12 protein-coding genes are annotated in these 11,415 nt (G+C 71.9%); 11 read left to right on the forward strand and 1 reads right to left on the reverse strand.

What is annotated here, in order from left to right:
- Window positions 1–43: 43 nt before the first annotated feature.
- The 8 genes from TR48_RS17355 to TR48_RS45595 all read left to right on the forward strand — a co-directional run bounded on the left by TR48_RS17355 (window position 44) and on the right by TR48_RS45595 (window position 6,279).
- The gene (locus tag TR48_RS17355; protein WP_042368096.1) at window positions 44–247 is read left to right on the forward strand and encodes an MbtH family protein; all 204 of its coding nucleotides are present in this window, start codon (window positions 44–46) and stop codon (window positions 245–247) included.
- Window positions 248–359: 112 nt separating this feature from the next.
- The gene (locus TR48_RS17360; RefSeq protein ID WP_042368098.1) at window positions 360–875 is read left to right on the forward strand and encodes a GNAT family N-acetyltransferase; all 516 of its coding nucleotides are present in this window, start codon (window positions 360–362) and stop codon (window positions 873–875) included.
- A 36-nt stretch (window positions 876–911) separates the two neighbouring features.
- A complete protein-coding gene (gene ddaH, locus TR48_RS17365; RefSeq protein WP_369405586.1) occupies window positions 912–1,829 on the forward strand; it encodes a dimethylargininase in 918 nt (305 codons plus the stop codon).
- 47 nt (window positions 1,830–1,876) lie between these two features.
- Complete coding sequence (locus tag TR48_RS17370) at window positions 1,877–2,968, forward strand: SDR family oxidoreductase (RefSeq protein ID WP_084729509.1); 1,092 nt, start codon at window positions 1,877–1,879, stop codon at window positions 2,966–2,968.
- A 123-nt stretch (window positions 2,969–3,091) separates the two neighbouring features.
- Complete coding sequence (locus TR48_RS17375; protein WP_042368100.1) at window positions 3,092–3,733, forward strand: DUF4230 domain-containing protein; 642 nt, start codon at window positions 3,092–3,094, stop codon at window positions 3,731–3,733.
- A 121-nt stretch (window positions 3,734–3,854) separates the two neighbouring features.
- Entirely contained in the window at window positions 3,855–4,547 is a 693-nt protein-coding gene (locus TR48_RS17380; protein WP_042368102.1) for a Type 1 glutamine amidotransferase-like domain-containing protein, read from the forward strand.
- Between the two features lie 355 nt (window positions 4,548–4,902).
- Window positions 4,903–5,859 carry a TIGR03557 family F420-dependent LLM class oxidoreductase gene (locus TR48_RS17385; protein WP_042368104.1) on the forward strand — a complete coding sequence of 319 codons (957 nt, stop codon included), beginning with the start codon at window positions 4,903–4,905 and terminating at the stop codon, window positions 5,857–5,859.
- 138 nt (window positions 5,860–5,997) lie between these two features.
- Entirely contained in the window at window positions 5,998–6,279 is a 282-nt protein-coding gene (locus TR48_RS45595; protein WP_236652191.1) for a DUF6479 family protein, read from the forward strand.
- Between the two features lie 167 nt (window positions 6,280–6,446).
- Here TR48_RS45595 and TR48_RS17390 read toward each other — a convergent pair whose 3' ends face one another.
- A complete protein-coding gene (locus TR48_RS17390; RefSeq protein WP_042368106.1) occupies window positions 6,447–6,833 on the reverse strand; it encodes a hypothetical protein in 387 nt (128 codons plus the stop codon).
- A gap of 321 nt (window positions 6,834–7,154) precedes the next feature.
- Here TR48_RS17390 and araB point away from each other — a divergent pair, with 321 nt between their 5' ends.
- From araB to araA, 3 genes are read left to right on the forward strand one after another with little or no spacing between them, the layout of a single operon-like run.
- A complete protein-coding gene (araB, locus tag TR48_RS17395) occupies window positions 7,155–8,873 on the forward strand; it encodes a ribulokinase (RefSeq protein ID WP_236652192.1) in 1,719 nt (572 codons plus the stop codon).
- The gene (locus tag TR48_RS17400) at window positions 8,870–9,568 is read left to right on the forward strand and encodes an L-ribulose-5-phosphate 4-epimerase (protein WP_042368109.1); all 699 of its coding nucleotides are present in this window, start codon (window positions 8,870–8,872) and stop codon (window positions 9,566–9,568) included. Before araB ends, TR48_RS17400 begins: the two co-directional genes overlap by 4 nt.
- Complete coding sequence (araA, locus tag TR48_RS17405) at window positions 9,565–11,052, forward strand: L-arabinose isomerase (RefSeq protein ID WP_042368110.1); 1,488 nt, start codon at window positions 9,565–9,567, stop codon at window positions 11,050–11,052. The genes TR48_RS17400 and araA overlap by 4 nt, the downstream gene beginning before the upstream one ends.
- The last annotated feature ends 363 nt before the right edge of the window (window positions 11,053–11,415 follow it).

The following is an 11,415-nucleotide window of genomic DNA, read 5'->3' on the forward strand; positions in this document are numbered from 1 at the left end:
ACCCCTGACCCCGCCCGCCCAACCGATCACAGGAGAAACCGACATGGACGAGAACACCCGCTACCAGGTGCTGCGCAACGACGAGGAGCAGTACTCGCTGTGGCCGGTCGACGTGGAGGTGCCGGCCGGCTGGGAGCCGGTCGGCAAGGAGGGCACCGAGGCCGAGTGCTCCGCCTACGTCGACGAGGTCTGGACCGACATGCGCCCGCGCAGCCTGCGCGAGCGCATGGAGAACGCCGGCGCCTGAGTCCGGTCCCGCCCACCCGGCCGGGGCGGAGGCCACACCCCTCCGCCCCGGTCTCCCGAAGCGTCCGCACCTCGCACCGACACCGCCACTCCACCGCGCCGAGGAGTTCCGCATGACGACGCCCACCCTGCGCACCGAACGGCTGGAGTTCACGCCCTACCGTCCCGAGGACGAGGACGCCTTCGTCGCGCTGCTGCGCGACCCCCTGGTGTGCCGCTGGATGGGTCAGGACGAGGTGCCCGAGCCCGACCTGCGCGCCCTGTTCCGCGCGATCCTCGTCGACGTCTACCCCAAGCGGCTCTTCGACGTGTGGGCGCTGTGGCATGACGGGGAGTACGCCGGGCACGCCGAGGTGAAGAAGACCGGCAACGTCGACGGGCACGAACTGGTCACCGCGCTGCGCCCCGAGTACTGGGGAAGGGGCTTCGGCACCGAGGTCGTCCGCGGCCTGCTGCGCCACGCGGCCGGCAACCTGGGCCTGAAGGAGGCCTACGGCATGGTCGGCGCGGAGAACACCGCGAGCCTGGACATGTGCCGTCGGCTCGGTTTCCGGGAGCTGCGCGACGTCGTCGGCGACGACGGCTCGGTGACCAGGATGGTGGTGATCTCCACGACCGACCTTCCCTGACGGCCCTTCCCCCTACCCCTCTCGAACGGAGCGCCCGTGGCCACCGTCGCCGCCCAGCAGGCCCGCACCGCCGAACCGACAGCCGAAACGACCGCCGAACGCGCCGCCGTCCACGCCGTCCACGCCGTCCCCGAAGTCCATGCCGTCCAGCGGTCCGCGACCCCGCGCCGGTACCTGATGTGTCGTCCCACGCACTTCGCGGTCACCTACGCCATCAACCCCTGGATGAACCCCGCCGTCCCGGTCGACACCGCGCTGGCAGTCCGGCAGTGGGAGCAGCTGCGGGAGCTGTACCTGAGCCTGGGACACCAGGTGGACCTGATCGACCCGGTGCCCGGTCTGCCGGACATGGTCTACGCGGCCAACGGCGCCACCGTGGTCGACGGCCGGGTCCTCGGCGCGCGCTTCCACCACCCCGAGCGAGCCGCCGAGGGCAGCGCGTACCTGGACTGGTTCCGGGCGGCAGGCTTCGCCGACGTGCACGACCCGCAGCACGTGAACGAGGGCGAGGGCGACTTCCTCGTCGTCGGCGGCTGGATCCTGGCGGCGCAGGGCTTCCGCACCCGCCCCGAGGCCCACGCCGAGGCGCAGGATTACTTCGGCCGCCCCGTCGTCGGCCTGCGGCTCGTCGACCCCGACTACTACCACCTCGACACCGCCCTGGCCGTCCTCGACGGCGACCAGGTCATGTACTACCCGGGGGCCTTCTCACCCGGCAGCCAGGCTGTGCTGGCACGGCTCTTCCCCGACGCGCTCCAGGCCACCGCCGAGGACGCCGCGGTGCTGGGCCTCAACGCGGTGAGCGACGGACGCCACGTGATCCTCTCGCAGGCCGCCACCGGCCTCGCGGCACAGCTCGCCGCCCGCGGCTTCGAACCCCTCGGCGTCGACCTGTCCGAACTGCTCAAGGGCGGCGGCAGCGCCAAGTGCTGCACCCTGGAACTGCGCTCCTGAGGTCCGCAGCCCGGTTTGCCCGCCATGATCGAGGAAACACGCGCCTCATGACACGAGACGACGCGCGCAGCCGGACAGTGGTGATCACGGGAGCCAGCGGGGGGATCGGACGCGCCTGCGCCGCGGGGTTCGCGCTGCGCGGCGACCGGGTCGCGCTCATCGCGCGCGGCAGGGCCGGTCTGGACGGGGCCGCCCGCGAAGCCGAACAGGCGGGGGCCGCGAAGGTGATCGCCATCGAGGCCGACGTCGCCGACCCCGACGCGGTGGAGGCCGCCGCCCAGCGCGTCGAGGACGAGCTCGGCCCGATCGACGTGTGGGTCAACGACGCCTTCACGTCCGTCTTCGCCCCGTTCTCCGAGATCACCCCGGAGGAGTTCCGCCGGGTGACGGAGGTGACCTACCTCGGCTACGTCTACGCCACCGCGGCCGCCCTGCGCCGCATGCTTCCCCGCGACGCGGGCGTCGTCGTCCAGGTCGGCTCGGCGCTCGCCTACCGCGGCATCCCGATGCAGAGCGCCTACAGCGGCGCCAAGCACGCGCTCCAGGGCTGGCACGAGGCACTGCGCTGCGAACTGCTGGCCTCCGGCACCCGCGTGCGGACCACCATGGTGCAGATGCCCGCGGTGAACACCCCGCAGTTCGACTGGGTCCGCTCCCGGCTGCCCAGGCGTGCGCAGCCGGTGCCGCCGATCTACCAGCCGGAGGTCGCCGCCCGCGCCGTCCTGTACGCGGCCGACCACCCCGGCCGGCGCGAGTACTGGGTCGGCGGCAGTACCGCCGCGACACTGATCGCCAACGCGGTCGCGCCGGGGCTGCTCGACCGCTACCTCGCCCGCACCGGGCTCGACTCCCAGCAGACCGCCGAGCTCCAGCCGCAGGACGCACCGGACAACCTCTTCGCCCCGGCCGACGCCGACCAGGACTTCGGCTCGCACGGCCGCTTCGACGACCGCGCCCACGCGTTCAGCGTCCAGCTGACGGCAGCCCACCGCCTCGGCGAGCTGGCCCGCTCGGCGCAGCGGGCGCTCGGACGCGCCCGAGCGGGCATGCCCGCCCTCCGCGCCGGGATCGCGGCGGCCGGACAGGCGGCCCGGGCGAGCCGCGGGCCCCGCGGTGTCGAGGCCGCGCCGCCGAGCTGACCCCGGCCTTCCCTTTTCGTTTTTGACCCGGCATCACTGACCGCTCCGGGACAGGGTAGAAGCGCTCTCGGGGCGCGGCAGACGCCGCGCCCCGTCTCGGATGCTCGCCCAGGGGAGGGTGGCGTGGACGTGAACAACCGGCGCCGGGTGCCGTGGTATCTCAGCATCCCGATCACCTTCGCCGTGATCGTGGCCCTCTTCCTGGCCGCGGGCCGTTTCCACTGGCTCCCGGGCCTGCCCAACCCCTTCGGCGAACAGGCGGTGGACCGCAGCGGCCCGGCGGTGCTCCAGTCCGTGCAGAACATGAGCCGCTTCGACGGCGCCGCAGGCAACTTCCAGGTCGTCGTCGACCTGGACAAGGAGGCGACCTTCCTGCCGTCCGCCCTGGTCGGCGACCGGACCCTCTACGTCGCGGCCGGCAGCGTCGACTCCTACGTCGACATGTCGCGAGCGAAGGTGTCGGTGACGTCCGACCGCCTCTCCGCGTCGATCGTCCTGCCGCACGCGCAGCTGGCCGGGGCCGCGCTGGACGCCAAGCGCTCCTACATCTTCGCCCAGCAGCGCGGACTGTTCGACCGCATCGGCCAGTTCTTCTCCGGCAACCCGGGCGACCAGCAGGCCCTGAACGTGCTCGCGGTCAACCACATCCAGGCTGCCGCGGCAGCCAGCGGCCTGACGACGCGTGCCCAGCAGAACACCACCTCGATGCTTCAAGGGCTGCTGAAGTCCCTGGGCTTCACCAAGGTCACCGTCACCTACCAGTGAGCGACCCGCGGGCACGCAGGCACGCAGGCACGCAGGCACGCGGGCACGCAGGCACGCACGGCGGACGGAGCGGGCCCGGGCGCGACTTGCACGCGCCCGTCGGCCATGGTTGGCTCGGCCGGTGAAACTCCTGCTGACAGCGAGCGGCCTGCGCAACGACACCCTGCGTGAGGCGCTGCGTGACCTCCTCGGCAAGCCGCTCGCGTCGGCGAACGTCGTCTACGTGCCGACGGCCTCGGTCGCCGAACCCGGCGACCACGGGTGGTTCATCGAGGACCTGAACCGCGTGCACGCCCTCGGCTGGCGGGAGTTCGACGTTCTGGAGCTCAACGGACTGCCCCAGCGGATGGTCCTCGACCGGCTGCTCCGCGCCGACGTGATCTACGTCGAGGGCGGCAGCCACTACCACCTCGCGCGCAGCATCACCGGCAACGGCCTGGCCGAGGGCATCCTCCAGGCGCTCGAGAGCCGGGTCTACGTCGGCGTCAGCGCGGGATCGATGATCTTCAGCCGGCACCTCACCGAGCACTCCGCCGACGTCATCGGCGACGCCGCGGACCTGCACGTCCTCGGCGCGACGACGGTCGAGTCGCCCTTCGGCCTCTTCGACTGGTACTTGAAGCCGCACCTGTACTCGCCGCACTTCCCTGAGCGCGACGACGCCTGGGCCGACCGCATCGTCGCCCGCGCGGACTTCCCGATCTACTTCATCGACGACGACACCGCCCTCCGCGTCGTCGACGACAAGCTGGACATCGTCTCGGAAGGCCGGTGGCGGTTCCACCCGCGGCACGACACTCCGCGCGGCGTCTGACACCGCCGTTCGGAGCGCGGGGTCGCCGTGCGAGCGGGGCCCGACGCCCCTTCGCGGTTGCATCACCGTCTGGGGCAAGACGGGCTCACCCCCCGGCTGCACCGACGGCGTGTTCGCGACCAGGGACAGCGGGCGGATCCTGGTCTACGCCTTCACTCCGACCAGCGAGTCCGCCGACACGAGCCCGTTCCTCCTCGGCATCGCCCGCGCCGCACTGGGCTGAACGGCGCGCCGGCCGCCCGCGACCGCCGCCGAGGCGCGTGACCGGAGCGCGCCGGTGTCCACGGGGAGTGACGGGGTAGCCGCCACCCGCGAGAGTCCGCAGACGGACGGTCGAGAGGAAGCGAGAGACACGATGACCGAGTACGGCTACTTCCTGTCCTGCGAGGAGTTCACGCCCGCCGAGCTCCTGGACCAGGCGCGGCGCGCCGAGGAGGCGGGCTTCACCCGCCTGGCGATCTCCGACCACTTCCACCCGTGGAACGACGCCCAGGGCAACAGCCCGTTCGTCTGGTCGATGATCGGCGCCCTGTCCCAGGTCACCGATCTGCCCGTCACCACCCTGGTGACCTGCCCCACCGTCCGCCTGCACCCCGCCGTCACCGCGCAGGCAGCGGCTACCTCCTCGGTGCTACTCGACGGGCGTTTCACCCTGGGCGTCGGCACCGGTGAGGCCCTGAACGAGCACATCCACGGCGACCGGTGGCCCTCCTACGACGACCGCGCCGCCATGCTGGAGGAAGCGATCGAGGTGATGCGCGAGCTGTTCACTGGCCGCCGGGTCAGCCACCGCGGGAGGCACTACACGGTCGACGACGCCCGCCTCTACACCCCGCCGCAGGCTCCGTTGCCGGTCTACGTGTCCGGCTTCGGGCCGAACGCCGCACGCCTCGCCGGGCGGATCGGAGACGGCTTCGTCACGATGACGCCCGACACCGAGCTCGTCCAGGCCTTCCGGCAGGGCGGAGGCGTCGGCAAGCCGGTGATCGGCGGGGTGAAGGTCTGCTGGAGCGCCGACCGCGACAAGGCCGTCGACCTGGTGCACCGGCTGTGGCCGACCGAGCTCCTGCCGGGAGAGCTGGCCCAGATCCTGCCGACCCCGGCGCATTTCGAGCAGGCCAGTCGGCTCGTCACCCGCGACATGGTCGCCGAGGCCGTCACCTGCGGCGACGACCCGGGCGAGCACACGAAGACCGTCCAGGCCTACGTGGAGGCCGGCTTCGACGAGGTCTACGTCGGCCAGATCGGCACCGACCACGAGGCGTTCTTCGAGGCGTACCGGCAGCAGGTCCTGCCGGCCCTGCGCGGCTGACCGCTTCCGACGGGGACCCGACGACGACCCGAGGCCGACCGTCCGTTGACGATCAGCCGTTTGGGATCTCCCGCCGGGGCAAGGCGCTCGTGGCCCGTCCGGGGCGACATGAGATGCGTGTGACACCGGGAGGCGGAAATGAGCACGGAATTGGCCCTGACTGGCTTCGGGGCGCTCGACTGGAGCGTGTTCGTGATCGGCGTGTTGGTCGTGGTCGTGTTGGTCGCGTCCTTCGTCTGGGGGTCCCGACGCAAGCGTCGAGAATCGCCGCCGATCCCTCCGGCGGACTCTCCTCTGGCGCCGGATCCCGACTCCTGGACCACCCCGGATGCGGAAGCCCCGGATGCGGAAGCGCACCCCCGACAGGCGGGCACAAGGAGGGCGGACAGGGGCGGGCCGGGAGCAGGCCGCGCCTCGTGAGCAGGGATCGGGGCAGCAGGTCCTTCCCCCTCGCGTGATCGGCTGCCACCTTCGCTGATCCGGACAGCGACTGACGGACGCCAAGTCAGGTCGGCGTCCGCAGCCGCAGCCGCAGCCGCAGCCGCCGGCGTCGGCGGCCCGGGCCGCCGACGCCGGCTCACGCTGTCTCAGGTCAGTTGCAGCCGCAGTTCGATCTCGTGCTCGCCAGGGATGTCGGCGCGGTCGTGCACACGGAAGGACGAGGCGAGCAGCTCCCGGACGCGGCGGACGGCTTCCGCCGGGCCACTGAGGTCCACGTTGACCGGGTCGGTGAGCTGCACGGGCTGCCGCGGCTTCGGACCGCGGGGGCGGGCGTGCAGGACGAACGCCCAGACGGGGTTGTTCCCGTCCGTCCCCGTGCGGGCCCCCTCGCCCGGCGGCGGCGTGGGGATGTCGGCCTGGAAGTGGTCCTGGACGACGGCGACGACCGCGTCCGCGTCACGCGGCCGGCAGGGCTCGAGCAGGACCTGGATCTCGTCGTCGACGCTGTCGCGGGCGGGCTCGGTCACGGACATGGTGATCTCCTTCCGAGGGGGCGGCGGTGCTGACCGCACCTTGTGACGCCTCCTGCCGATCGGTCGCGGCGCGCATGCCCTCTCACGGGGCCTCCAACCCCGCTTCAGGACGGTTGACGTCTGTGGTGTTAGCGTTCACAATCTAGGCGTGCCATCTCGGTTCGTGCGCCCCGGCCCACGTGGTGGGGGTGTGGGTGCTGCGGATCCGATTGCGAATCCAGGGCTCGCCTGAGTTCGAGCAACGTACGTAGCGCTACTTTTCGTCATGATGTTAGCGCTCACAATACTGTGGGCGCGGGGCATACTCCCAGGAGTCCTCTGGTGCAGCACATACCTCTCGACGAGGCCGTGACGATCGGGGTGGACTTCGGCACCCTGTCCGGGCGTGCCGTGGTCGTCTCCGTCGCCGACGGTGCGCAGTTGGGCGAGGCCGTCCACGAGTACCGCCACGGCGCGGCGGAACACACGCTGCCCCGGACCGGCGAGCGGTTGCCGCCCGACTGGGCGTTGCAGGTGCCGGAGGACTGGCGCGACGTGCTGCGACACGCGGTGCCGAAGGCGCTCGAGCGCGCGGGGGCGGGCCGGGACCGGGTGGTGGGGATCGGCACCGACTTCACCGCATGCACGGTTCTGCCGACCACCGCGGACGGGACGCCGCTGTGCGACCTGCCGCGGTTCGCGGACCGGCCGCACGCCTACCCGAAGCTGTGGAAGCACCACGCCGCGCAGCCGCAGGCGGACCGGATCAACTCTCTTGCCGCCGAACGCGGCGAGGCATGGCTCGCGCGGTACGGCGGCAGGATCTCCAGCGAGTGGGAGTACGCGAAGGCGCTCCAACTGCTGGAGGAGGACCCGGAGCTGTACCGGGCCGCCGACCGCTGGATCGAGGCGGCCGACTGGATCGTGTGGGAGCTGACCGGCGCGGAGAGCCGGAACCTGTGCACCGCCGGGTACAAGGGGATCCACCAGCCCGACCTCCTCTCAGGCTCCGGCCGCCCCGGCCCGGAGTTCCTGCGTGCGCTCAACCCGGAGTTCGCCGACTTCACGCGGAAGGTGGACTTCCCCCTGTCCCCGCTCGGCGGGCGCGCGGGGGGCCTCAGCCCCCGGGCGGCGGCGTGGACCGGTCTGCACGAGGGCACTCCGGTCAGCGTGGGCAACGTCGACGCCCACGTCACCAGCGCCGCCGCCCGGGCTCTGGAACCCGGCCACATGCTGGCGATCATGGGCACCAGCACCTGCCACATCATGAACTCCGACCGGCCTGCCGACGTGCCGGGCATGTGCGGAGCGGTGAAGGACGGCGTCGTTCCGGGTCTTTGGGGCTACGAGGCCGGGCAGTCCGGCGTCGGCGACGTCTTCGCCTGGGCCGTGCGCACCGCGCTGCCCGCGTCCTACGAGCGTGAGGCGCTCCAGCGGGGCCTCGGCCCGCACGAGCTGCTGACGGAGAAGGCCGCGGAACAGGCCGTGGGGGAACACGGCCTGGTGGCGCTGGACTGGCACAGCGGCAACCGCTCGGTGCTGGTGGACCACCACCTGTCCGGGCTGATTCTCGGGCTCACCCTGGACACCCGCCCCGAGGAGATCTACCGCGCGCTGCTGGAGGCGACCGCGTTCGGCACCCGCACCATCGTCGACGCGTTCGAACTCGCCGGCGTTCCGGTCACCGAGTTCACCGTCGCCGGCGGCCTGCCCAAGAACGCCTTCCTGATGCAGATCTACAGCGACGTGCTGCGCCGCCCGATCAACGTCATCGGCTCCCGGCAGGGCGGCGCCCTCGGCTCCGCCATCCACGCCGCCGTGGCCGCCGGGGCGTACCCGGACATCCAGGCCGCATCGGCCGCGATGGGCAGCATCCACCGCGCCGTCCACACCCCCGACCCCGACCGGGCCCGCGCCTACGACCTGCTCTACGCCGAATACAAGGAACTGCACGACCACTTCGGCCGCGGCGGCTCCGGTGCGATGCACCGCCTGCGCGCGCTGCGCACCCGCGCCCGCACGGCCGTCACCCTCCCCGACCTCGACGGAGCGAGCGCATGACCACCGACCCGGACACCACGCTCATGACGCTCAGGGCCGAGGTCTGCGCCCTGCATGCGGAGCTGCTCCGCTGGGGGCTGGTCGCCTGGACCAGCGGCAACGTCAGCGCCCGCGTTCCGGGGCGCGACCTGATGGTGATCAAGCCCTCGGGCCTGTCGTACGACGACCTGACCCCCGAGTCGATGATCGTCACCGACCTGCACGGCACCGTCGTCGACGGCTCCCACAAGCCGTCCTCCGACACCGCCGCGCACGCCTACGTCTACCGGAACATGCCCGAGGTCGGGGGAGTGGTGCACACCCACTCGCCCTACGCCACAGCGTGGTCCGCCGTCGGACAGCCCATCCCCTGCGCGATCACCGCGATGGGAGACGAGTTCGGCGACGACATCCCCGTCGGACCCTTCGCCCTGATCGGCGACCACTCCATTGGTGAGGGCATCGTGGCGACGCTCAAGGGCCACCGCTCGCCCGCGGTGCTCATGCGCCAGCACGGCGTCTTCACCATCGGCAAGGACGCCAAGGCGGCGGTCAAGGCGGCCGTCATGTGCGAGGACGTCGCCCGCACGGTGCACCTGGCCCGCCAGCTCGGCCCCGTGACCCGGCTGGAAGCGGACGCCATCGACCGCCTCTACGACCGCTACCAGAACGTCTACGGCCAGCAGAAGCCCTCTACCGACGGAGTCACCGCATGAGCATCTGGTTCCTGACCGGAAGTCAGCACCTCTACGGTGAGGAAACCCTGCGGCAGGTCGCCGAACAGTCCCAGGCCATCGCACGGGCGCTGTCGGCGAGCGGCGAGCTCGCCACCGCGCTGGACTGGAAGCCGGTGCTCACCGACGCGGCCGCCATCCGCCGGGTGATGCTGGAGGCCAACGCGGACGACGACTGCGTCGGCGTGATCGCGTGGATGCACACCTTCTCCCCGGCCAAGATGTGGATCTCCGGCCTCGACGCCCTGGCCGAACCGCTGCTGCACCTGCACACCCAGTCCCATGTCGAGATCCCCTGGTCCAGCATCGACATGGACTTCATGAACCTGAACCAGGCCGCCCACGGCGACCGTGAGTTCGGCTACATCCAGGCCCGGCTCGGCCTCGCCCGCAAGACCGTCGCCGGCCACGTCAGCGACCTGCGCGTCGCCCGGCGCGTCGGCGCCTGGGCACGCGCGGCGGCCGGTCGCGCCGAACTGCGCAGCCTGAAGCTCGCCCGCTTCGGCGACAACATGCGCGACGTGGCGGTGACCGAGGGCGACAAGGTCGACGCACAGCTGCGCTTCGGCGTCTCGGTCAACACCTACGGCGTCAACGACCTGGTCCAGGCGGTCGACGCGGTCGCCGACGCAGAGGTGGACGCCCTGGTCAAGGAGTACGAGGACCTCTACACGGTCGCCCCCGAACTGCGCGTCGGCAAAGAGCGGCACACCTCGCTGCGCTATGCGGCCCGCATCGAGGCCGGACTGCGCACCTTCCTCACCGAGGGCGGCTTCGGCGCCTTCACCACCAACTTCGAGGACCTGGGCGGCCTGCGCCAGCTCCCCGGCATCGCGGTCCAGCGCCTCATGGCCGACGGCTACGGCTTCGGCGGCGAAGGCGACTGGAAGACCTCCGCCCTGCTGCGCACCCTCAAGGCGATGGGCGCCGGCCGCCCGGGCGGCACGTCCTTCATGGAGGACTACACCTACCACCTCGCCCCCGGGCAGCAGCTGATCCTGGGCGCCCACATGCTCGAGGTCTGCCCCAGCATCGCCACGGCACGGCCGACCGCGGAGATCCACCCGCTGGGCATCGGCGGCCGGGAGGACCCGGTACGCCTGGTCTTCGACGCGGCCCCCGGGCCCGCGGTGGTCGTGGGACTCGCGGACCTGGGCGCACGGTTCCGCCTGGTGGCCAACGAGATCGACGTCGTCGAACCCCTCCAGCCCCTGCCCGCCCTGCCCGTCGCCCGGGCGGTCTGGGCGCCCCGCCCCGACCTCGCCACCTCGGCCGAGGCCTGGCTCACCGCCGGAGGGCCCCACCACACGGTGCTGTCGACCGCGATCGGGAGCGAGGAGCTCCACGACTTCGCCGAGATGACCGGCACCGAACTGGCCCTGATCGACGCCGACACCACCGTCCGCCGCTTCACCCAGGAGCTCCGCTGGAACCAGGCCTACCACCGCCTGGCCCAGGGCTTCTGACCCACGACCACCCGCTGTCCGACGGCCAGGCGCCGGCCTCCTCGATCACGCTCCTGGCGCCGGGGAGGATCCGCGGGACCATCGCCCGTGGGCTCTGACGCCGAGGTCGAGCGCATCATGGACAGATGGTCCCGCACCGGCGAGGCCCTGGATGACCGCTCCTTCCGGTGCTCCGACGGCCTCATCGTCCGGGATCCCGGCATCGACGGTTTGACGCAGGTGCCGGCCGGCCTGCCGCGGGCTCCGGTCATGACCTGCTCCTGGACGGTCGGGGAGTCAGGGCGAGGGTCGGGCACGTCACAGACCGCGTCCTCCTCGCGGTACCGGTGGACCCGGTGGCCTCCGGCGAGCAGCCGCGGGAGT

Source organism: Streptacidiphilus neutrinimicus (assembly GCF_000787815.1).
In the GTDB taxonomy this organism is placed as follows: Bacteria; Actinomycetota; Actinomycetes; order Streptomycetales; family Streptomycetaceae; genus Streptacidiphilus; species Streptacidiphilus neutrinimicus.

Coding starts and splice junctions, on each gene's coding strand:
- TR48_RS17390 (WP_042368106.1), bottom strand. CDS start 6,833: ATGTCCGTGACCGAGCCCGCCCGCGACAGCGTCGACGACGAGATCCAG.
- TR48_RS17400 (WP_042368109.1), top strand. CDS start 8,870: ATGACCACCGACCCGGACACCACGCTCATGACGCTCAGGGCCGAGGTC.
- TR48_RS17370 (WP_084729509.1), top strand. CDS start 1,877: ATGACACGAGACGACGCGCGCAGCCGGACAGTGGTGATCACGGGAGCC.
- TR48_RS17355 (WP_042368096.1), top strand. CDS start 44: ATGGACGAGAACACCCGCTACCAGGTGCTGCGCAACGACGAGGAGCAG.
- TR48_RS17360 (WP_042368098.1), top strand. CDS start 360: ATGACGACGCCCACCCTGCGCACCGAACGGCTGGAGTTCACGCCCTAC.
- TR48_RS17385 (WP_042368104.1), top strand. CDS start 4,903: ATGACCGAGTACGGCTACTTCCTGTCCTGCGAGGAGTTCACGCCCGCC.
- araA (WP_042368110.1), top strand. CDS start 9,565: ATGAGCATCTGGTTCCTGACCGGAAGTCAGCACCTCTACGGTGAGGAA.
- TR48_RS45595 (WP_236652191.1), top strand. CDS start 5,998: ATGAGCACGGAATTGGCCCTGACTGGCTTCGGGGCGCTCGACTGGAGC.